Here is a 22,824-nt window from a genome sequence, read left to right as displayed (position 1 = left end):
ATGAAGCAGGCACAACGTAAGCAACCGGTCGTCAGCGTGGAGAACGCGCCTGGCGAAGTGATTATCCTGCCGCCGGTGCAGGTCCGGCGCACCACGCCAACCGTCACGCGCTGGCTGCGTGAGCTCATTCAGCGCCTGCTGCCCCCGTTGTTGGGGTTGGGGGTGCTGCTGCTGGCCTGGCAGCTGGCGGCGATGCACAGCAAAGGTTTTCCCACGCCGCTGAGCACGCTGGACTCGGCGCTGACGCTGTTTGCCGATCCGTTCTATCAGGACGGGCCCAATGACATGGGCATCGGCTGGAACGTGCTGGCCTCCCTGCAGCGCGTGGCGGTGGGCTTCGGCCTGGCGGCGCTGGCGGGCATTCCGCTGGGGTTTTTGATCGGCCGTTCGCTGTTCTTCGCCCGCATGTTTAATCCGCTGATTGCCCTGCTGCGCCCGGTCAGCCCGCTGGCCTGGCTGCCGATTGGCCTGCTGCTGTTCCAGAAGGCGGAGCCGGCCTCCAGCTGGACCATTTTTATCTGCTCCATCTGGCCGATGGTGATCAACACCGCGGAAGGCGTGCGGCGGATCCCGCAGGACTATCTCAACGTCGCCCGCGTCCTCCAGCTCTCAGAGTGGACGGTGATGCGCAAAATTCTCTTTCCGGCGGTGCTGCCGGCGGTGCTCACCGGCGTGCGTCTCTCCATCGGCATCGCCTGGCTGGTGATCGTGGCGGCGGAAATGCTCACCGGCGGGCTGGGGATCGGCTTCTGGATCTGGAACGAGTGGAACAACCTCAATGTGGAAAACATCATCATCGCCATCGTCATTATCGGCGTCGTCGGCCTGCTGCTGGAGCAGGGTCTGATGCTGCTCGCCCGCCGCTTTAGCTGGCAGGACAAATAAGGAGCCAACATGAAACCATTAATTCAGGTGCAGGCCGTCAGCCAGCGCTTTAACACCGCCAGCGGCGAGTTCCTGGCGCTGCAGAATGTTTCCTTCGATATCGTCGAAGGGGAGACCATCAGTCTGATCGGCCACTCGGGCTGCGGAAAATCGACCCTGCTGAATCTGATCGCCGGGATCACGACGCCCACCGAGGGCGGACTGCTGTGCGATAACCGGGAAATCGCCGGGCCCGGGCCGGAGCGGGCGGTGGTTTTCCAGAACCACTCGCTGCTGCCGTGGCTGAGCTGTTTCGATAATGTGGCGCTGGCGGTGGATCAGGTGTTCCGTCGCACCATGAGCAAGAGTGAGCGCCGGGAGTGGATCGAACACAACCTGGCACGCGTGCAGATGGGGCATGCGCTGCACAAACGTCCCGGGGAGATCTCCGGCGGTATGAAGCAGCGGGTAGGTATCGCCCGGGCGCTGGCGATGAAGCCGAAGGTGCTGTTGCTTGATGAGCCCTTCGGCGCCCTGGATGCGCTGACCCGCGCTCACCTTCAGGACACGGTGATGCATATCCAGCAGGAGCTTAATACTACCATCGTCATGATCACCCACGACGTTGATGAAGCGGTGCTGCTCTCGGATCGGGTGCTGATGATGACCAACGGTCCGGCGGCGACCGTCGGTGAGATCCTCGCGGTCGATCTGCCGCGTCCGCGTCACCGCGTTCAGCTGGCGGACGACAGCCGGTATCACCATCTGCGCCAGCAGATCCTGCATTTTTTGTATGAAAAACAGCCGAAAGCGGCGTGAGGAGGCGGTCATGACGCGGCGACTGGTGGTGATCGGTAACGGCATGGCGGCCACCCGACTGGTGCAGCGACTGGTTGAGCGCGACCCCGCGCAGTTTGCCATTACTGTCGTCGGCGACGAGCCGCATCCGGCCTATAACCGCATTCAGCTCTCGCCGCTGCTGGCTGGCGAAAAAACGGCGGCGCAGCTCCCATTGCTGCCGGCGGAGTGGTACACCCGGCACGGGGTGTGCCTGCGGTCCGGCGAGGCGGTCGATGAAGTCGATGTTGAGCAACGGCGGCTGCGCATCGCGGAAACCTGGCTACCGTGGGACGAGCTGGTGTTCGCCACCGGTTCGCGGCCCTTTATCCCGCCGCTGCCGGGCAGTGATCGTCCGCAGGTTATCCCCTTCCGCACCCTGGCGGACGTGGAACGTATTTTGGCGATACCCGGGCCGGCGGTGGTGATTGGCGGTGGGGTTCTGGGTGTGGAAGCGGCGGCGGCGCTGCGTCGCCACGGCGGGGAGGTCACTCTTCTGCATCGCGGCAGCGGATTAATGGCGCCGCTGACCGACGCTTTTGCCGCCGATGAGCTCAGGCAGCAGCTTGAAGCGCGCGGCATCCGCTGTGTGCTGGAATGCCGGATCGCCGCCATCGAAGAGGATGGCGTGCGGCTGGCGGACGGGCGCGCTTTCCGTGCCGCCAGAGTGGTGCTGGCCGCCGGCGTGCAGCCTAACAGCCGTCTGGCGGCGCAGAGCGGCGTGCTGTGTCAGCGGGGGATCGTGGTTGACCGCCAGATGGCCGCCTCGCTGCCGGGGATCAGCGCCGTCGGGGAATGTTGCGAAATTGACGGCCAGACCTGGGGGCTGGTGGCTCCCTGCCTGCGCCAGGCCGAGGTACTGGCGGATCGCCTGTGCGGCGCCCCCGGCGAGGGCTTTGTCTGGCAGGACGCCGGGACCCGCCTGAAGGTTACCGGCATTGAACTCTTTAGCGTCGGGGAGCAGCAGGCCGGCGAACAGGATGACATCTATACCAGCTGGGACCCCATTGATCGCCACTACCGTCGCCTGCTGCTGCGCGACGGCCGCCTGCGCGGCGTGCTGCTGATGGGCGACTGCACCGCCGCCGCCGCGCTCACCGCGCGCCTGGAAAGCGACGAGCCCGCCACCGCGGACTGGCTTTTTGACCCCTCTTCAACGCAGCCGCAGGCTGCAGGAATAATGACGATGACGAAACCTGTATTAGTGCTGGTGGGACATGGCATGGTCGGCCACCATTTTCTCGAACAATGCGTGAGCCGCAACCTGCATCAGCAATATCGAATCGTGGTGTTTGGCGAAGAGCGTTACGCCGCCTACGACCGGGTCCATCTCTCCGAATATTTCGCCGGGCGCAGCGCTCAATCGCTGTCGCTGGTGGCCGATGATTTCTTTCACCAGCACGGCATCGAACTCCGCCTCGGCGAGGCGGTGGCGACGATCGACCGCGACGCGCGGCTGGTGCGAGACGCCGAGGGACATGAAACCCACTGGGATAAACTGGTGCTGGCGACCGGCTCCTATCCCTTTGTTCCGCCGATCCCTGGCAACGATCTCGACGGGTGCTTTGTCTACCGCACTCTTGACGATCTCGACCGTATCGCCGCCCATGCCGCCGCGGCGAAGACCGGAGTGGTTATCGGCGGCGGCCTGCTCGGGCTGGAGGCGGCTAACGCCCTGAAACAGCTGGGGCTGGACACGCACGTAGTGGAGTTTGCCCCGAACCTGATGGCCGTCCAGCTGGATAACGGCGGGGCGGCGATGCTGCGGGAGAAGATCGTCGCCCTCGGCGTGGGGGTGCATACCAGCAAAGCGACCACCGCCATCGTGCGCGAGGCCGACGGCCTGCGGCTGAACTTTGCCGACGGCGGCGCGCTGCGGACCGACATGGTGGTCTTCTCGGCGGGGATCCGTCCGCAGGACGCGCTGGCCCGCGGTTGCATGCTGCAGGTGGGCGAACGCGGGGGCATTCACATCGACGGCCAGTGCCGCACCTCTGACCCGGACGTGCTGGCGATAGGCGAATGCGCCCTGTGGGACAATAAAATTTACGGTCTGGTGGCGCCGGGCTATCAGATGGCGCGTATCGCCGCGGCCACCCTCGCGGGAGAAGACGCCTGCTTTAGCGGCGCCGACATGAGTACCAAACTGAAGCTGCTGGGGGTGGACGTCGCCTCATTTGGCGATGCGCAGGGGCGCACGCCGGGCTGTCAGAGCTATCAATGGACCGACGGTCCGCAGCAGGTGTACAAAAAAATCGTCGTCAGTCAGGACGGCAAAACCCTGCTTGGCGGCGTGCTGGTGGGGGAGGCCAGCGACTATGCCACGCTGCTGCAGATGATGCTGAACGGCATGGCGCTGCCGCCGCGTCCGGAGAGCCTGATCCTGCCCGCGCTGGAGGGCGCCGCGCCGAAGGCGCTCGGCGTCGCGGCGCTGCCCGACAGCGCGCCGATCTGCTCCTGCCATAATGTCAGCAAAGGCGATATCTGCCAGGCGGTGAACAATGGGGCGGAGGATATGGCGGCGATAAAAAGCTGCACCAGAGCGGCCACCGGCTGCGGCGGCTGCAGCGCGCTGGTGAAACAGGTGATGGAGTACCAGCTGGCGGAGCAGGGCGTCGAAGTGAAAAAAGACGTCTGCGAGCATTTCCCGTGGTCGCGCCAGGAGATTTACCACCTGGTACGGGTCAATCATATCCATACCTTCGAGCAGCTGATTAGCCGCTACGGCCAGGGACACGGCTGTGATGTCTGCAAACCGCTGGTGGCCTCGGTGCTGGCCTCCTGCTGGAACGAGTACCTGCTGAAGCCGGCGCACCTGCCGCTGCAGGATACCAACGACCGCTATTTCGCCAACATTCAGAAGGACGGAACCTATTCGGTGGTGCCGCGGATGGCGGCAGGGGAAGTGACGCCGGACGGGCTGATCGCTATCGGGCAGATCGCCAAACGTTACCAGCTCTACAGCAAAGTGACCGGCGGCCAGCGTATCGATCTGTTTGGCGCGCGGCTGGAACAGCTGCCGGCTATCTGGCGCGAGCTGGCCGACGCCGGGTTTGAAACCGGCCACGCCTACGGCAAGTCGCTGCGCACGGTGAAATCCTGCGTCGGCTCAACCTGGTGTCGCTACGGCGTGCAGGACTCCACCGGGCTCGCCGTGCGGCTCGAGCATCGCTATAAAGGGCTGCGCGCCCCGCACAAAATCAAGATGGCGGTCTCCGGCTGCACCCGCGAATGTGCCGAAGCCCAGGGGAAAGATATCGGGGTGATTGCCACCGATAAAGGCTGGAATCTGTACGTCTGCGGCAACGGCGGGATGAAACCGCGTCACGCCGACCTGTTTGCCAGCGATCTCGACGAAGCGACGCTGATCCGCAGCATCGATCGTCTGCTGATGTTCTATATCCGTACCGCCGATCGCCTGCAGCGGACCAGCACCTGGATGGATAACCTGGAGGGCGGCGTCGCCTATCTGCGGCAGGTGGTGCTGGAGGATAGTCTCGGCATTGGCGAGGAGCTGGAGCAGGAGATGGCCCGGATCGTCGACAGCTACCAGTGCGAGTGGCAGACCACCCTCAACGATCCGCAGCGTCTGGCGCTGTTCCGCTCCTTCGTGAACAGCGACCAGCCGGACGAGGCGGTGCAGCGTCACGAGCTGCGTGGTCAGCCGCAGCTGTTGCTGACTGAGACGTTGCCCGAGGGCGAACTCCCATCCCGGCCGTGGCAGGCGGTATGCGACCTTGACGCCATCCCGGCGCAGGCGGGGATCGGCGCCCGCTTAGGGGAGCGGCAGATTGCCCTGTTCCGCTTTGGCGATCGGGTCTACGCCCTGGACAACCGCGAGCCGGGCAGCGCGGCCAACGTGCTGTCACGCGGGCTGTTAGGGGACGTCGGCGGCGAGCCGGTGGTGATCTCCCCGCTGTACAAACAGCGGATCCGCCTGCGTGACGGCTGGCCGTGCGACGGCAGTGAACAGGCGGTACGCGCCTGGCCGGTGAAAGTGGAAAACGGCAAAGTGTGGGTGGGCAGCCAGCAGCTGCTGGCCCGAGCGGAGGCCTCCTGATGCAGACCATCCGAACGACCTGCCCCTACTGCGGCGTAGGCTGCGGGGTGCTGGCGAGCGTGGACGACGCGGGGCAGGTGAGCGTGCGCGGCGACGATCAGCACCCGGCCAACCTCGGCCGCCTGTGCGTCAAAGGGGCGGCCCTCGGGGAGACCACGGGCCTGGCGGGGCGGCTGCTGGCGCCGGAGGTGGACGGCCAGCAAGTAGCCTGGCCTCAGGCGCTGGCGGAGACCGCTGCGCGCCTGCAACAGGTTATCGACCAGCACGGCCCGCAGGCGGTGGCCTTCTACGCCTCTGGCCAGCTGTTAACCGAGGATTACTATGCCGCCAACAAGCTGATGAAGGGATTTATCGGCGCGGCGAACATCGACACCAATTCGCGGCTGTGCATGTCGTCGGCGGTGACCGGCTACAAACGGGCCTTTGGCGCCGATGTGGTGCCCTGTAGCTATGAGGATGTGGAAAACAGCGATCTGGTGGTGCTGGTCGGCTCGAACGCCGCCTGGGCGCACCCGGTGCTGTTCCAGCGGCTGGCGCAGGCGAAGCGGGATAATCCCCGACTGCGGATCGTGGTGATCGACCCCCGGCGCACCGCCACCTGCGAGATCGCCGACCGCCATCTGGCGCTGGCCCCGGGGAGCGACGGTGGGCTGTTCGTGGGGCTGCTTAACGCCGTGGCGGAGGCCGGAGCCTGCATCGACGGCTTTCGCGATGGCTCACAGGCGCTGGCCGAGGCGAGAGGCTGGGACGTGGCGACGGTAGCGGATTTTTGCGGCCTGACTGTCGATGAGGTGGCGGCCTTCTATCGCGAGTTTATCGCCGCCCAGCGGGCGATCACCCTCTACACCATGGGAATCAATCAATCCGCCAGCGGCAGCGACAAATGTAACGCCATCATCAACGTCCATCTGGCCAGCGGGAAGTATGGCCGCCGCGGCTGCGGCCCCTTTTCGCTGACCGGTCAACCCAACGCCATGGGCGGCCGCGAAGTCGGCGGGCTGGCGACGATGCTGGCGGCGCACATGGATTTTGTGCCAGCCGATCTGCAGCGGCTGGCCCGCTTCTGGGGGACGGAACGGCTGGCGCAGACCCCGGGACTGACCGCCGTGGAGCTGTTTGCCGCCATTGGCCGCGGCGAGGTCAAAGCGGTGTGGATCATGGGCACCAACCCGGTGGTGTCGCTCCCTGACAGCCACGCGGTGAGCCAGGCGCTGGCCGCCTGTCCGCTGGTGATCGTCTCGGATGTCGCCGCCCAGACCGATACCGGACATTTCGCCCACATCCGCTTTCCGGCGCTGGCCTGGGGCGAGAAGAATGGCACGGTCACCAACTCGGAGCGGCGGATCTCCCGTCAGCGCAGCTTTCTGCCGCCGCCGGGGGAGGCGAAAGCGGACTGGTGGATCATCGCCAGAGTGGGGCAGGCGCTGGGGTATCGCGAGGCGTTTGCCTGGCAGCATCCGCATGACGTCTTCCGCGAGCATGCGGCGCTGTCCGGTTTCGAAAACGACGGTCAGCGGGCCTTTGATATCGGCGCGCTGGCGGATCTCAGCCGTGAGGCGTGGGACGCCATGGCGCCGGTGCGCTGGCCGGTCAGCCGCAGCGAGGCCGCCTGGGATATCGCGCGCGGCTGGCATGGCGATGGCAGGCTGCGGATGGTGCCGGTGACGCCTCAACCGACCCGGGCGACCACCGATGTCTTTTATCCGCTGATCCTCAACAGCGGGCGGATCCGCGATCAGTGGCACACCATGACCCGTACCGGCGCGGTGCCGCGGCTGATGCAGCACATCGCGGAGCCGGTGGTGGAGGTGGCGCCGCAGGATGCCGTTCGCTACCAGCTTCCCGCCGACGGGCTGGCGCGGATCTGGTCGCGGCATGGGGTGATGGTGGCGAAAGTGACGATCAGTGAAGGGCAGCGCCCCGGCTCGCTGTTTGTTCCGATGCACTGGAACAATCAGTTTGCCCGTCAGGGGCGGGTGAATAACCTGCTGGCCGCCGTCACCGACCCGTATTCCGGCCAGCCGGAAAGTAAACAGGCGGCGGTGGCCATCGCCGCCTGGCAACCGGCCTGGCACAGCGAGCTGCTTTGTCGCGAACCGCTGCCGTTTCCAGCGGCCTGGCACTGGCGGCGGCGGGCGGCGCCTGGCGTGCTGCACTATTCGCTGGCCGGGGAGGCGTCTGCCCGACAGTGGATCAGCGCGTGGTGCGCCCGGCGCGGCTGGCAGCTACAGGTGGCTGACGGCGGCGCGGTATGGAACCTGCTGGCCTGGCATCAGGGGAGTCTGATGCTCGGCTGGTGGAGCGATGCGCGCGAGCCGGCGGTGGATAGCGTATGGATAAGCGCCGCCTTTGCCGCGCCGCCGTCCGATGCCGTCCAGCGACATGCGTTGCTTAGCGGCCGACCGGGCGCCGCCGTCGCCCCGCGGGGGCGGATCGTCTGCAGCTGCTTTGGCGTGGGGGAACGGTCAATTAACGAGGCTATCGCCAGCGGCTGCGCCAGCGTCGGGGCGCTGGGTGGAAAGCTGAAATGCGGGACCAACTGCGGCTCCTGCGTGCCGGAACTCAACGCGCTGCTGGCGGCGCAACGAACCCGAACCCAGGCGTAACGGTGGCGCGCAGCGACGGCTCCGGTTGGGCGACACCTTGCCCAACCGGTTTCAGTATATTCCTGGAATTGCCCACAGGGCTGCGGGAGCAGGGAAAAAACGATAAACTAACATTTCTTCCCATTTTTGTGAGCCTGCTCAAAATCTGTTGATGCCTGTGTCCTTCCGTTTGTTGCCAACGTTGACCTTTCTCCTGCTGCTGCCGGGCGTTCCCGTCTGGGCGCTGACCGCCAGCGACACCACTCGCCCCGCGCCAGCGCAAGATCCGCTGCCCGATATGGGGATTGCTCCCCAGGTCGATGACGACGCCCGGCACTTTGCTGAGGTGGCGAAGAAGTTTGGCGAGGCCAGCATGAGCGATAACGGCCTGACGGCGGGCGAGCAGGCGCAGCTGTTCGCCATCAGTAAAATCGGCAATGAAGTGAGCCATCAGCTGGAGAGCTGGCTCTCGCCGTGGGGCAACGCCAATGTCGACCTGCTGGTCGATAAAGAGGGCAAATTCACCGGCAGTAAAGGGAGCTGGTTCGTGCCGTTGCAGGATAACGACCGTTACCTGACGTGGAACCAATATTCGGTGACCCGGCGCGAGAACGATCTGGTGGGCAACATCGGGCTTGGTCAGCGCTGGCGGGTCGGCGGCTGGCTGCTGGGCTATAACTCGTTTTACGACAAAGTGTTGAGCGAAAGCCTGGCGCGCGGCAGCGTCGGCGCGGAGGCGTGGGGAGAATATCTTCGCCTGTCGGCAAACTATTACCATCCGCTGGGCGACTGGCAACTGCGCGATAATCAGACTCAGGAGCAGCGGATGGCCGCAGGGTATGACGTCACCGCCCAGGCGCGGCTACCGTTCTACCAGCACATTAATACCAGCGTCAGCGTCGAACAGTACTTCGGCGATAGCGTCGATCTTTTTCACACCGGTACCGGCTACCATAACCCGGTAGCCGTCTCCGTTGGGCTCAATTACACCCCGGTCCCGCTGGTCACCGTTACCGCTAAGCATAAGCAGGGGGAAAATGGCGTCAGCCAGAACAATGTGGGCCTGAAGCTAAACTATCGCTTTGGCGTCCCCCTTAAGCAGCAGCTGGCCGCAGACGAGGTAGCGATCAGCAATTCGCTGCGCGGGAGCCGCTTCGATAGTCCGGAGCGGGATAATCTGCCGGTGGTGGAGTATCGTCAGCGCAAAAATCTGACGGTCTATCTGGCCACGCCGCCCTGGGATCTGCAGTCCGGGGAGACGGTGCAGTTGAAGCTGCAGATCCATAGTCTGCATGGCATCAAGGCGCTGCACTGGCAGGGTGACACCCAGGCCCTCAGCCTGACGCCGCCGGTGGATGCCAGCAGCGCGGATGGCTGGAGCGTCATTATGCCGGTGTGGAACAGTGAACCGGGCGCCGCGAACCGCTGGCGCCTGTCGGTGGTGGTGGAGGATAAACAGGGGCAGCGCGTCTCCTCCAATGAGATCGCTCTGGCGCTGACCGAGCCGCTGGTCAAGTTCACCACGCCAGGCGTCTCCTGGACGGACTCGCCTTAGAAAATTCGCTCCTGGTGGACCCATACCGCGGCTTCCACCCGGGATTTGAGCTTCATTTTCTTCAGCATGTGCTTCACGTGTACTTTGACGGTGCTTTCGGTGATATCCAGGCGACGGGCGATCATTTTGTTCGGCAGTCCCTGGGCGATCAGCTTGAGGATGTCGCGCTCGCGCGGGGTCAGCTGGCTGATGTCGCGATCGGAGGTGGCGCGGTTAGCGCGCAGGCTGGCGGCCAGCACCGGGGTTAACGCTTCGCTTAATACCATCTCTCCGGCGGCGGCCTGCTGCAGCGCTTTCAGCAGATCTTCCGGCTCCATATCTTTCAGCAGATAGCCATCGGCGCCGCGCTTCAGGGCGGTGACAACGTCCTCTTCATGGTTGGAGACGCTAAAGACCACCACCCGGCCAGAAAGGGATTTCTCACGCAGTTTGTCCAGCGTTTCCAGGCCATTCATGCCCGGCATATTGAGGTCGAGCAGGATCAGGTCCGGATCCAGCGATTCCGCCAGCTCGATACCTTGCGCGCCATTGCTGGCCTCGCCAATCACCTGGATGTCCGGCGCCATGCTGATCAACTGTTTCACGCCGGTGCGCAGCATCGGATGGTCGTCAATGAGAAGGATGGTTGCCCGTTCCTGTTGACTCATGGGGGTCTCCTTATTGGATGGAAAACGTTTTTTCCGGGATAAACGTGACGATCACTTCGGTTCCGCCGGTTTCCCGGCGTCGTACCTGACAGTCACCGCGCAAGCTCTGGGCGCGATCCCGCATAATAATTAAACCGTAATGGTTACTCCGCTCGGCGTGATCCGGCACGCCGCGGCCGTTATCCGCCACCACCAGACGGACCTGATTATCGCGTTGTGACACCGTCACGGTCACTTCCGTCGCGCTGGCATGCTTCAGGGCGTTGCTTAACGCTTCGCGGGCGATCTGCAGCAGGTGAATGGCCTGATGCGACGGTACAAAGCGCGGCGGAAGCTGATAATCAAGCTGTACCGTAAAGCCGAAGTGGGCGCTGTACTCCTGACAGCTGGCCTCCAGCGCCGGGCGCAGTCCCGGCTCGGTCAGCTGCAGGCGGAAGGTGGTTAACAGCTCGCGCAGCTGGGCCCAGGAGGTATTCAGCTCGTTGCGTATCTGCCCCAGCAGCTGGCGGCTCTCCGCCGGTAAGGCGTCGCCCTGCATCTGCAGACAGCTGACCTGCATCTTCATACAGGACAGCGACTGGGCGATGGAGTCGTGCAGCTCGCGGGCGATAGTGGCCCGCTCTTCCATGACGATCAGCTGCTGCTGTTTCTCCTGATGGCGGTCCAGCGCCAGGGTACTGGTCAGTTGTTCCACCAGAGTGTCCACCAGCTGCTGCTGGTCGTGGCTGAGATGGCGGCCAACCGGCAGCGTCGCCAGCAGAATGCCGTACTGATTATGCGCATCCGACAGCCGCCACTTCAGCGTTGTTCCGCCATCCGGCAGCGGCGGCAGATTGCGTGGACAGAGGTAGCAGCCTTTATCATCACACTCATCATCCGAGTGGCAGGTAAACTCCTGGTGATTATCTTCGTCTTCCAGGTCGTAAACCCGTACCTCGATATCGCGCAGCAGCGTCAGCCCCTGCAGGCCATTCAGTACCGGTGAAATCCGCTCGCAGAGCGGGGCGCTGGCATGCAGCCGGCGATTGGCCTGCCATAAGAAAGCAAGGATCTCGTTCTTCTGTTCCAGCCCGGCGGTCTTCTCCTGCACCCGCCGCTCGAGCACCGCGTAGCTTTCCGCCAGCTCTTCCGACATGTTATTCAGCGCCATGCCGAGGGTCGCCATTTCGTTACGCCCGCTGATGTGCGCCCGCTGGGTGAAATCGCGCTGGCTGACCGCCCGCGCCATGCCCAGCAGCTGTTTCCACGGCCGCAGCAGGCGCGCGCGTAACCAGATGATGGTAAAAATCAGCAGCAGTGCCATACCAATGGCGAGAATGCGATGGATCCAGACTACCCGCTCGATACGCTGCTCGGTGGTGTGGTCGAATGCGGTGACCAGCTGGTCGATACGATCGACAAAGTCGGCGACATCCTGGGCCACTTCAGCCTGGTTAACCGCACGCTGCATGCCGGGGGCCAGCGCCTGCTGCCAGTATTGCTGCAGCGCTTTTAACTGTTGTTCCTGGCCGTCGCGGCGGGCGGAATTCTGCAGCTCGGGGCTGAAGACGGTGGCGGTCATGTCCGCCACCAGCTTTTGATCGTTTTCATTCAGCGGGATCGCCGCCAGCAGCCGGTAGCTTTGCATACGCAATGAACCGGCCTTGTTAATCGCGTGGGCGCTGCCCTGGACGCCGTTCACCAGACGCGCGGAGATCGCCATGCCGGCGACGCCAATAATGGTGGCGAGCAGCACGATTAACGCCAGTTGATTGACCAGCGTCAGCGGAGTAAAAAGACGTTTTAACATGGAATGCGTGGCTCCTGACCGGTGATCTCTCCGGGAGTGGCGCTTATTCTCGGCTATCCCCTGGAGTATACCCATACCCCTAAAGAGTTACTCCTTAATTGTCGGTGGTAGGCGCTATTGGGGGTGGGGTTATACGCAACCCGGCAGCCGCGTGAAAAACCACACTTTTTTCCTCACCTTTCTCTACTCACTTCGGAGCATGGTTTATTTTTGCACAAATTAGTGCGCGCTTTTCCTTTGATTTATATCAACTTACCGCCCCGGGCAACCCCTAAGGTAGCGGCAGGAAATATGAATAATCAGAGGTATCTATGAGTCAATCTTCCCTCCCGGAGAAGGCTAACCGCTCGGTCATTACCGACTGGCGCCCTGAAGATCCTGAATTCTGGCAACAGCGCGGTCACCGTGTGGCGAGCCGTAATCTATGGATCTCAGTTCCCTGTCTGTTACTGGCGTTCTGCGTATGGATGTTGTTCAGCGCCGTCGCCGTTAATCTCAACAAAGTGGGCTTTCAGTTTACGACCGATCAGCTGTTTATGCTGACCGCGCTGCCGGCGCTGTCTGGCGCCTTATTGCGCGTGCCTTACGCTTTCATGGTGCCGCTGTTCGGCGGCCGTCGCTGGACGGCGTTCAGCACCGGGATCATGATTATTCCGTGCGTCTGGCTGGGCTTTGCGGTCCAGGATACTTCCACGCCGTTTAGCGTCTTCGTGATTATCTCGCTGCTGTGCGGCTTCGCCGGGGCCAACTTTGCCTCCAGTATGGCTAACATCAGCTTCTTCTTCCCGAAAGCGAAGCAGGGCGGGGCGCTCGGCGTCAATGGCGGCCTTGGTAATATGGGCGTCAGCGTGATGCAGCTGGTCGCGCCGCTGGTGGTGTCGGTCTCAGTGTTTGCCTTTTTTGGCGGGACCGGCAGCGAGCAGCCGGACGGCTCAATGCTGTATCTGGAAAACGCCGCGTGGATCTGGGTACCTTTCCTGATTATTTTCACCCTGGCGGCGTGGTTCTTTATGAACGACCTGTCGTCTTCTAAAGCCTCGCTGAGCGAACAGCTGCCGGTGCTCAAACGCCTGCACCTGTGGATTATGGCGCTGCTCTATCTGGCCACCTTCGGCTCCTTCATCGGATTCTCCGCCGGCTTCGCCATGCTGTCGAAAACCCAGTTCCCGGACGTGCAGATCCTGCACTACGCCTTCTTCGGCCCCTTTATTGGCGCGCTGGCGCGTTCGATGGGCGGGGCGATCTCCGATCGTCTCGGCGGGACTCGCGTGACGCTGGTCAACTTCGTGGTGATGGCTGTCTTCTGCGCGCTGCTGTTCCTGACCCTGCCGACTAACGGCCAGGGCGGCAACTTCATCGCCTTCTTCGCGGTGTTCATGGTGCTGTTCCTGACCGCCGGGCTGGGGAGCGCCTCCACCTTCCAGATGATCTCCGTGATCTTCCGTAAGCTGACCATGGACCGCGTGAAGGCCCAGGGCGGCAGCGAAGCGCAGGCGATGCGCGAGGCGGCGACCGATACTGCGGCGGCGCTGGGCTTTATCTCCGCTATTGGCGCCATCGGCGGCTTCTTTATTCCAAAAGCATTCGGTATCTCGCTGGATCTGACCGGTTCGCCGGCCGGCGCGATGAAAATCTTCCTGATCTTCTATATCGCCTGCGTGATCATCACCTGGGCGGTATACGGCCGTAAGCGTCAGTAATCCGCCGCGTTCATCATGACGTTTGAAAAGGCGCGCTCCCAGGGCGGCGCCTTTTTTTACGTTACTCGTTAGTTACAACATACTAATGGATGATTTGATTCATATTGGCCACAGAGCCGGGAAAGGACGGCTTGCCAGCGAAACGGCTCTACCCCTTAATACCTCCTTTGTTAACAAATCCTTCCATGATGACGGCTTTTTAGGAAAAAAAGCTTATAAAACATAAAATTAAAAAATAGTATCTCATACCACCTTGGTGGTAATTGCGGTTTCCCTCCGCTTTGACAAGCCAGTCCGGATTGATCGCCATCAATTCTCGCCCTCTTTCATAGCGTTACCTTCGCTGCAAATCCAGCAATGTCGATTTATCAGAGAGCCGTCAGGCTCCATATCAGGAGAAACCCGATGAGTAAATTCCTGGACCGGTTTCGCTACTTCAAACAGAAGGGTGAAACCTTTGCCGATGGGCACGGCCAGCTTCTAAACACCAACCGGGACTGGGAGGATGGATACCGTCAACGTTGGCAGCATGACAAAATTGTGCGTTCCACTCACGGTGTCAACTGCACCGGCTCATGCAGCTGGAAGATTTATGTGAAAAACGGTCTGGTGACCTGGGAAACGCAGCAGACTGACTACCCGCGCACCCGTCCGGATCTGCCGAACCACGAACCACGCGGTTGCCCGCGCGGCGCCAGCTACTCCTGGTATTTGTACAGCGCGAACCGCCTGAAATACCCGCTGATGCGTAAACGTCTGATGAAGATGTGGCGGGAAGCGAAAGTTCAGCATAGCGATCCGGTTGAGGCATGGGCCTCGATTATTGAAGACGCCGACAAAGCCAAAAGCTTCAAACAGGCTCGCGGTCGCGGCGGGTTTGTCCGCTCCTCCTGGCAGGAAGTGAATGAGCTGATTGCCGCCTCCAACGTCTATACCGTGAAAACTTATGGTCCGGACCGCGTAGCCGGCTTCTCGCCGATCCCGGCGATGTCGATGGTTTCCTACGCCTCCGGCGCCCGTTATCTGTCGCTGATCGGCGGCACCTGCCTGAGCTTCTACGACTGGTACTGCGACCTGCCGCCAGCTTCGCCGATGACCTGGGGCGAACAGACCGACGTCCCCGAATCGGCGGATTGGTATAACTCCAGCTACATTATCGCCTGGGGCTCCAACGTGCCGCAGACCCGTACCCCGGATGCCCACTTCTTTACCGAAGTCCGCTACAAAGGCACCAAAACCGTGGCGATCACCCCAGACTACGCCGAAATCGCCAAACTCTGCGATCTGTGGCTGGCGCCGAAGCAGGGTACCGATGCTGCGATGGCGCTGGCGATGGGCCATGTGATGCTGCGCGAGTTCCATCTCGATAAACCGAGCCAGTACTTCACCGATTATGTGCGCCGCTATACCGATATGCCGATGCTGGTGATGCTCGAGGAGCGCGACGGTTATTATGCCGCTGGCCGTACGCTGCGCGCCTCCGACCTCGTGGATTCCCTTGGTCAGGAGAACAATCCGGAATGGAAAACCGTCGCCTTTGACGAGAAGGGCGACATGACCGTACCGAACGGTTCCCTCGGATTCCGCTGGGGCGACAAAGGCAAATGGAACCTCGAACAGCGCGACGGTAAAACTGGCGAAGAGATTGAGCTGCGTCTGAGCCTGCTGGGCAGCCATGATGAAGTGGCGAACGTCGGCTTCCCGTACTTCGGCGGCGAAGGTTCTGAGCACTTCAACAAAGTCGACCTCGAAAATATTCTGCTGCACAAACTGCCGGCCAAACGCCTGCAGTTGGCCGACGGCTCCACCGCTCTGGTGACCACCGTTTACGATCTGACCATGGCCAACTATGGCCTGGAACGCGGTCTGAACGATGAAAACTGCGCCACCGGCTACGATGACATGAAAGCTTACACCCCGGCCTGGGCGGAGAAGATCACCGGCGTCTCCCGCGCGCACATTATCCGCACTGCACGCGAATTTGCCGATAACGCCGATAAGACCCATGGTCGCTCGATGATTATCGTCGGGGCGGGCCTCAACCACTGGTTCCACCTCGACATGAACTACCGCGGCCTGATCAATATGCTGGTCTTCTGCGGCTGCGTCGGTCAGAGCGGCGGCGGTTGGGCGCACTATGTGGGCCAGGAAAAACTGCGTCCGCAGACCGGCTGGCAGCCGCTGGCATTCGCCCTTGACTGGCAGCGTCCGGCACGCCACATGAACAGTACCTCGTACTTCTATAACCACTCCAGTCAGTGGCGCTATGAAACCGTGACTGCGCAGGAACTGCTGTCGCCGATGGCGGATAAATCCCGTTACAGCGGCCACCTGATCGACTTTAATGTGCGCGCAGAGCGCATGGGCTGGCTGCCGTCTGCGCCGCAGTTAGGGGTGAACCCGCTGCGTATCGCTGATGAAGCGAAAAAAGCCGGCATGACCCCGGTGGATTACACCGTGAAGTCGTTGAAAGAGGGCTCGATTCGTTTTGCGGCCGAGCAGCCGGAAAACGGCAAAAACCACCCGCGTAACCTGTTTATCTGGCGCTCCAACCTGCTGGGCTCCTCCGGTAAAGGCCATGAGTATATGCTCAAGTACCTGCTGGGTACCGAGAACGGCATTCAGGGCAAAGACCTCGGCAAGCAGGGCGGCGTGAAGCCGGAAGAAGTCGAATGGCGGGATAACGGCCTCGACGGCAAACTGGATCTGGTGGTGACCCTCGATTTCCGTCTGTCGAGCACCTGTCTCTACTCCGACATCGTGCTGCCGACCGCCACCTGGTACGAAAAAGACGACATGAATACCTCGGATATGCATCCGTTTATTCACCCGCTGTCGGCCGCCGTTGACCCGGCCTGGGAATCGAAGAGCGACTGGGATATCTATAAAGGTATCGCGAAGAAATTCTCTGAAGTCTGCGTGGGCCACCTCGGCAAAGAAACCGACGTCGTCACGCTGCCGATCCAGCACGACTCCGCCGCGGAAATGGCGCAGCCGCTGGATGTCAAAGACTGGAAAAAAGGCGAATGCGATCTCATTCCGGGGAAAACCGCGCCGCATATTATTCCGGTTGAGCGTGATTACCCGGCGACTTACGAACGTTTCACCTCGATCGGTCCGCTGCTGGAAACCATCGGCAACGGCGGGAAAGGCATCGCCTGGAACACCCAGAGCGAGATGGACCTGCTGCGTAAGCTCAACTACACCAAGGCGGAAGGCCCGGCGAAAGGCCAGCCGAAGCTGGAAACGGCCATCGACGCCGCGGAAATGATCCTCACCCTGGCGCCGGAAACCAACGGTCAGGTGGCGGTGAAGGCGTGGAAAGCGCTGAGCGAGATCACCGGTCGCGAGCACGCGCACCTGGCGCTGAACAAAGAAGACGAGAAGATCCGCTTCCGCGATATTCAGGCGCAGCCGCGGAAGATTATCTCCAGCCCGACCTGGTCTGGCCTGGAAGATGAACATGTCTCCTATAACGCTGGGTATACCAACGTTCACGAGCTGATCCCGTGGCGGACGCTGTCCGGCCGTCAATCGCTGTATCAGGATCATCAGTGGATGCGCGACTTTGGTGAAAGCCTGCTGGTCTATCGTCCGCCGATCGACACCCGTTCGGTGAAAGCGGTGATGGGCGAGAAGTCCAACGGCAACCCGGAGAAGGCGCTGAACTTCCTGACCCCGCACCAGAAATGGGGTATCCACTCGACCTACAGCGATAACCTGCTGATGCTGACCCTGTCGCGCGGCGGGCCGATCGTCTGGATGAGCGAAGCGGATGCGAAAGATCTGGGTATCGAAGATAACGACTGGATCGAAGTGTTTAACGCCAACGGCGCCCTGACGGCGCGTGCGGTGGTGAGCCAGCGTGTACCGGCCGGGATGACCATGATGTATCACGCGCAGGAACGCATCGTGAACCTGCCGGGATCTGAAATCACCGGTCAGCGCGGGGGGATCCACAACTCCGTCACCCGTATTACGCCAAAACCGACCCACATGATCGGCGGCTACGGCCACCTGGCCTATGGCTTTAACTACTACGGTACCGTCGGCTCCAACCGCGATGAGTTTGTAGTGGTACGTAAGATGAAGAACATTAACTGGTTAGACGGCGAAGGCAACGACCAGGTACAGGAGAGCGTAAAATGAAAATTCGTTCACAAGTCGGCATGGTGCTGAATCTCGATAAGTGCATCGGCTGCCATACCTGTTCGGTGACCTGTAAAAACGTCTGGACCAGCCGGGAAGGGATGGAATACGCCTGGTTCAACAACGTGGAGAGCAAACCTGGCGTTGGCTTCCCGAACGACTGGGAAAACCAGGAAAAATGGAAGGGCGGCTGGATCCGCAAAATCAACGGTAAACTGCAGCCGCGCATGGGCAACCGCGCGATGCTGCTGGGTAAAATCTTCGCCAACCCGCATCTGCCGGGGATCGATGATTACTACGAGCCGTTTGATTATGACTACCAGAATCTGCATAACGCGCCGGAAAGCAAACATCAGCCGATCGCCCGCCCGCGCTCGCTGATCACCGGCCAGCGGATGGACAAGATCACCAGCGGTCCGAACTGGGAAGAGATCCTCGGCGGCGAGTTCGAAAAACGCGCCAAAGATCAGAACTTCGACAACATGCAGAAGGCGATGTACGGTCAGTTCGAAAACACCTTCATGATGTATCTGCCGCGCTTGTGTGAGCACTGCCTGAACCCGGCCTGCGTCGCGACCTGCCCGAGCGGCGCTATCTATAAGCGTGAAGAAGACGGCATCGTACTGATCGACCAGGACAAGTGCCGCGGCTGGCGGATGTGTATCACCGGCTGTCCGTACAAGAAGATCTATTTCAACTGGAAGAGCGGGAAATCCGAGAAATGCATCTTCTGCTACCCGCGTATTGAATCCGGAATGCCGACGGTGTGCTCCGAAACCTGCGTGGGCCGTATCCGCTACCTTGGCGTACTGCTGTATGACGCAGATGCGATTGAAAACGCCGCCAGCACCGAGAACGAGAAAGATCTGTATCAGCGCCAGCTGGATGTGTTCCTCGATCCAAACGATCCAAAAGTGATTGAACAGGCGTTAAAAGATGGCGTACCGCAGGGGGTCATTGAGGCTGCGCAGCAGTCGCCGGTCTACAAAATGGCGATGGACTGGAAGCTGGCCCTGCCGCTGCACCCGGAATATCGCACCCTGCCAATGGTCTGGTACGTGCCGCCTCTGTCGCCAATTCAGTCGGCTGCGGACGCTGGCGAATTGGGTAGCAACGGTATTCTGCCGGACGTGGAAAGCCTGCGTATTCCGGTGCAATACCTGGCGAACCTGCTGACCGCGGGCGATACCCAGCCGGTCCTGCTGGCCCTGAAACGCATGCTGGCGATGCGCCACTATAAACGTGCGGAAACCGTTGACGGCGTCGTCGATACCCGCGCGCTGGAAGAGGTGGGGCTGAGCGAAGCGCAGGCCCAGGAGATGTACCGCTATCTGGCGATCGCTAACTACGAAGATCGTTTCGTGGTGCCGAGCAGCCACCGTGAACAGGCGCGAGAAGCGTTTCCGGAGAAAAACGGCTGCGGCTTCAGCTTTGGCGATGGCTGCCACGGCTCGGACAGCCAGTTCAACCTGTTCAACAGCCGTCGCATCGACGCTATCGACGTGACCAGCAAAACGGAGCCGCACGCATGATTGAACTCGTGATTATGTCGCGTCTGCTCGAATACCCTGACGCTGCCTTATGGCAGCATCAGCAGGAGATGTTCGAGGCGCTCGCGTCATCAGAGAAACTCAGCAAAGAGGATGCCCACGCGCTGGGCGTTTTCCTGCGCGATTTAGTGGCTCAGGATCCGCTGGACGCCCAGGCGGCCTATAGCGAACTGTTTGACCGCGGCCGCGCCACCTCGCTGCTGCTGTTTGAACATGTCCACGGCGAATCCCGCGATCGCGGACAGGCGATGGTGGATCTGATGGCGCAGTATGAGCGCCACGGTCTGCTGCTTGACAGCCACGAGCTGCCGGATCATCTGCCGCTGTATCTGGAGTATCTGGCGCAACTGCCGGAAGAGGAAGCGCTCGGCGGCCTGCGGGACGTCGCGCCGATCCTCGGCCTGCTCAGCGCGCGCCTGCAGCAGCGCGAAAGTCGCTATGCGGTGCTGTTCGAGCTGTTACTGAAGCTGGCTAATACTCAGGTCGACAGCCAGAAGGTGGCGGAGAAGATTGCCGACGAGGCGCGCGACGATACGCCGCAGGCGCTGGACGCGGTCTGGGAAGAAGAACAGGTCAAATTCTTTGCCGACCAGGGCTGCGGCGAGTCGGAAATTTCCGCTCACCAGCGTCGTTTTGCCGGAGCCGTAGCCCCGCAATATCTGAATATCTCTAACGGAGGACAGCAATAATGCACTTCCTGAATATGTTCTTCTTTGACATTTATCCGTACATTGCGGGCTCGGTGTTTCTGATCGGCAGCTGGCTGCGCTATGACTATGGCCAGTACACCTGGCGCGCCGCCTCCAGCCAGATGCTGGATCGTAAGGGGATGAACCTGGCGTCGAACCTGTTCCATATCGGCATCCTGGGTATTTTCGCCGGCCACTTCCTCGGCATGCTGACCCCGCACTGGATGTATGAGTCCTTTCTGCCGATCGACGTCAAGCAGAAGATGGCGATGATCGCCGGCGGCGCCTGCGGCGTGATGACCCTGGTGGGCGGGTTACTGCTGCTCAAGCGTCGTCTGCTCAGCCCGCGCGTTCGCGCCACCACCACCGGAGCGGATATTCTGATCCTCTCCTTGCTGATGGTGCAGTGTGCGCTCGGCCTGCTGACGATACCATTCTCAGCCCAGCATATGGACGGCAGTGAAATGATGAAGCTGGTCGGCTGGGCGCAGTCGGTGGTGACGTTCCACGGCGGCGCGTCGCAGCATCTGGATGGCGTGGCGTTTATTTTCCGCGTTCACCTGGTGCTGGGCATGACCCTGTTCCTGCTGTTCCCGTTCTCCCGTCTGGTTCATATCTGGAGCGCGCCGGTCGAATACCTGACGCGCAAATACCAGATTGTCCGCGCCCGTCGCTAACTGGCCTGCGATTGCTCACTGACCCCGCCGCGGCGGGGTTTTTTTTCGCCCCAGCCGAGGTTATTCCCTGCGGCGGCAAACAGAATAAGCATTCCGCCAATCAACTGCACAGGGGTCAACGCATGGTGGAAGACCAGATAGTCGACCACCATTGCCACCAGCGGATAAATAAAGGAGAGCGAACCGGTAATGGGCGTCGGCAGTTTCTGTATCGCGCTATATAAAAGCTGATACATGATCCCGGTATGGACGATGCCGAGGATCAGCAGATAGCGCCAGGGGAAGCTGGCCGTCCATTCGGGGGCATGGACCAGCGGCAGCAGCATCACGACGCCAACGAGCACCTGAATAAAGGCGATATGCTGCGCGGGGAGCGGATGCAATTTGCGCGCGATAATGGCGGTCAGGGCATAGAAGAATGCCGCGCCCAGCGCCAGCAAAACGCCGGTGGTAAGCCCCTCTCCATGCGCAGACGTCAGCTCGCTTGACAACAGGATCACTACGCCGCCAAAGGCCAGCAGTAGCCATCCCCATTTCACGGCGCTGACCCGTTCCCCCAGCACCATCCCCATCAGTACCAGCATAAACGGCTGGGTGTTATAGACCACGGTGGCCATACCGATTGAGATCCGCGAATAGGCGGCAAACAGCAGCAGCCAGTTGACGACCAGCGCCGCGCCGCCAATCACTGCCAGAGCGAGAGTGAAACGCGTTAGCCGGCTGAAGGGCTGGCCGCTTAACACGATAAACACCAGTAAGGTTAGCGCGCCAATCAGGCAGCGCCAGAACACCACATCCATCACCGGCAAACCAGAGAGCAGCACGAACGCGCCGATCGAGCCGGAGATTATCATTGCCAGGCTCATTTGCCAGACGCCGCGGGTAAGTTGCATTTTTCACCTCCATCATTTTTCAGTTATTGTGCGAAAAACCCTGACAGGGTGATATGGCTGAATTAAGGTAGAAAGACGCGAATGCCTTTTATAATTAGGTGAAAAACATGAATGACGTACTTGATGAAATTGACCGGGCCATCCTCACTTGCCTGACTCAGGATGCCAGAGTCTCGCTAAAGGTATTGAGCGCGCGAGTAGGGCTGACCTCGCCGAGCACGGCCGAGCGGGTGAAGCGCCTGGAGGAGCGGGGCGTCATTCAGGGCTATGGGGCGCGGGTGAATCTCGCCGCGCTGGGCTACAGCCTGCAGGCGCTGGTGCGGGTCCGGCCGCTGCCTGGGCTGCTGCAGAAAGTGGATAAATATATCCAGGCGATGCCGGAATGCATTGAAAGTGACAAAGTGACCGGGGAAGATTGTTTCGTGATGCGCCTCGTGGTGCGCGATATTGCCCAGCTGGATACCCTGCTGGACGGTCTGGCCGAGTATGCGCAGTGTAACACCTCGGTGGTGAAAAGCTCGCCGGTAAAAAGGCGTTTGCCACCGCTGTGAGTTTCCCGGAGGCGGTGCTGCGCACCTGTCCGGGCTACCAGACGGCGCCACCTGTAGCCTCGCTAAGCGAAGCGCGAGCGAGGGGGTAGCAGTACAGCCCGTAAGGCAGAATATTGTGTGTAGCCTCGCTAAGCGAAGCGCGAGCGAGGAGGTAGCAGTACAGGTGGTTGCAGAGAGCGCGGGAATAGAGGGGGAAGGATAACTCGGCGCTAAAGCGCCTCGCCCTTCGGGCCGTTGCCTGCGGCAACGTTCTCTCGCTGGCGCTCGAGTCGAACCTT

The 22,824-nt window shown here is 61.4% G+C and carries 14 protein-coding genes and 1 other RNA gene; 11 read left to right on the top strand and 4 right to left on the bottom strand.

Going from position 1 to position 22,824, the window contains the following annotated elements:
• From ntrB to A1WC_RS10260, 5 genes are all read left to right on the top strand, one after another.
• Positions 1-885, top strand: coding sequence for a nitrate ABC transporter permease (gene ntrB / locus A1WC_RS10245; RefSeq protein WP_008804396.1), 885 nt, complete (start codon positions 1-3; stop codon positions 883-885).
• A 9-nt stretch (positions 886-894) separates the two neighbouring features.
• A complete protein-coding gene (locus tag A1WC_RS10250; protein WP_004145418.1) occupies positions 895-1,683 on the top strand; it encodes an ABC transporter ATP-binding protein in 789 nt (262 codons plus the stop codon).
• A 10-nt stretch (positions 1,684-1,693) separates the two neighbouring features.
• On the top strand, positions 1,694-5,761 hold the full coding sequence (gene nirB, locus A1WC_RS0125210) for a nitrite reductase large subunit NirB (RefSeq protein WP_016161321.1): 4,068 nt from the start codon (positions 1,694-1,696) through the stop codon (positions 5,759-5,761).
• Positions 5,761-8,367, top strand: coding sequence for a nitrate reductase (locus A1WC_RS10255; RefSeq protein WP_016161320.1), 2,607 nt, complete (start codon positions 5,761-5,763; stop codon positions 8,365-8,367). The genes nirB and A1WC_RS10255 overlap by 1 nt, the downstream gene beginning before the upstream one ends.
• Positions 8,368-8,518: 151 nt before the next feature.
• Complete coding sequence (locus A1WC_RS10260) at positions 8,519-9,901, top strand: YchO/YchP family invasin (protein WP_008804400.1); 1,383 nt, start codon at positions 8,519-8,521, stop codon at positions 9,899-9,901.
• Here A1WC_RS10260 and narL read toward each other — a convergent pair.
• Together narL and narX are read right to left on the bottom strand one after the other, a co-directional pair.
• On the bottom strand, positions 9,898-10,548 hold the full coding sequence (gene narL / locus A1WC_RS10265; RefSeq protein WP_002910198.1) for a two-component system response regulator NarL: 651 nt from the start codon (positions 10,546-10,548) through the stop codon (positions 9,898-9,900). The two genes, A1WC_RS10260 and narL, sit on opposite strands and share 4 nt — an antisense overlap.
• Positions 10,549-10,558: 10 nt before the next feature.
• The gene (gene narX / locus A1WC_RS10270; RefSeq protein ID WP_008804401.1) at positions 10,559-12,337 is read right to left on the bottom strand and encodes a nitrate/nitrite two-component system sensor histidine kinase NarX; all 1,779 of its coding nucleotides are present in this window, start codon (positions 12,335-12,337) and stop codon (positions 10,559-10,561) included.
• A gap of 311 nt (positions 12,338-12,648) precedes the next feature.
• Here narX and A1WC_RS10275 point away from each other — a divergent pair, with 311 nt between their 5' ends.
• The 5 genes from A1WC_RS10275 to narI all read left to right on the top strand — a co-directional run bounded on the left by A1WC_RS10275 (position 12,649) and on the right by narI (position 21,102).
• The gene (locus A1WC_RS10275) at positions 12,649-14,037 is read left to right on the top strand and encodes a NarK family nitrate/nitrite MFS transporter (protein ID WP_016161319.1); all 1,389 of its coding nucleotides are present in this window, start codon (positions 12,649-12,651) and stop codon (positions 14,035-14,037) included.
• Between the two features lie 405 nt (positions 14,038-14,442).
• Positions 14,443-18,186 carry a nitrate reductase subunit alpha gene (locus tag A1WC_RS10280; RefSeq protein WP_012967818.1) on the top strand — a complete coding sequence of 1,248 codons (3,744 nt, stop codon included), beginning with the start codon at positions 14,443-14,445 and terminating at the stop codon, positions 18,184-18,186.
• On the top strand, positions 18,183-19,718 hold the full coding sequence (gene narH, locus A1WC_RS10285) for a nitrate reductase subunit beta (protein ID WP_002910193.1): 1,536 nt from the start codon (positions 18,183-18,185) through the stop codon (positions 19,716-19,718). The genes A1WC_RS10280 and narH overlap by 4 nt, the downstream gene beginning before the upstream one ends.
• Positions 19,715-20,425 carry a nitrate reductase molybdenum cofactor assembly chaperone gene (gene narJ / locus A1WC_RS10290; protein ID WP_012541353.1) on the top strand — a complete coding sequence of 237 codons (711 nt, stop codon included), beginning with the start codon at positions 19,715-19,717 and terminating at the stop codon, positions 20,423-20,425. The genes narH and narJ overlap by 4 nt, the downstream gene beginning before the upstream one ends.
• Positions 20,425-21,102, top strand: coding sequence for a respiratory nitrate reductase subunit gamma (gene narI / locus A1WC_RS10295; protein WP_002910189.1), 678 nt, complete (start codon positions 20,425-20,427; stop codon positions 21,100-21,102). The genes narJ and narI overlap by 1 nt, the downstream gene beginning before the upstream one ends.
• Here the strand turns inward: narI and A1WC_RS10300 are convergent.
• Complete coding sequence (locus tag A1WC_RS10300; RefSeq protein ID WP_008804405.1) at positions 21,099-21,995, bottom strand: DMT family transporter; 897 nt, start codon at positions 21,993-21,995, stop codon at positions 21,099-21,101. The two genes, narI and A1WC_RS10300, sit on opposite strands and share 4 nt — an antisense overlap.
• A gap of 107 nt (positions 21,996-22,102) precedes the next feature.
• Between A1WC_RS10300 and A1WC_RS10305 the strand changes: the two genes are divergently transcribed.
• Complete coding sequence (locus A1WC_RS10305) at positions 22,103-22,546, top strand: Lrp/AsnC family transcriptional regulator (protein WP_004152249.1); 444 nt, start codon at positions 22,103-22,105, stop codon at positions 22,544-22,546.
• A 201-nt stretch (positions 22,547-22,747) separates the two neighbouring features.
• Here the strand turns inward: A1WC_RS10305 and A1WC_RS26380 are convergent.
• A non-coding RNA gene (locus A1WC_RS26380) (RtT sRNA) lies at positions 22,748-22,824 on the bottom strand.

Source organism: Klebsiella sp. KTE92 (assembly GCF_000398905.1).
GTDB classification, from domain to species: domain Bacteria; phylum Pseudomonadota; class Gammaproteobacteria; order Enterobacterales; family Enterobacteriaceae; genus Klebsiella; species Klebsiella variicola.
The sequence above is the reverse complement of the archived record's forward strand: the minus strand, read 5'-3'. Positions and strand labels throughout refer to the sequence as shown.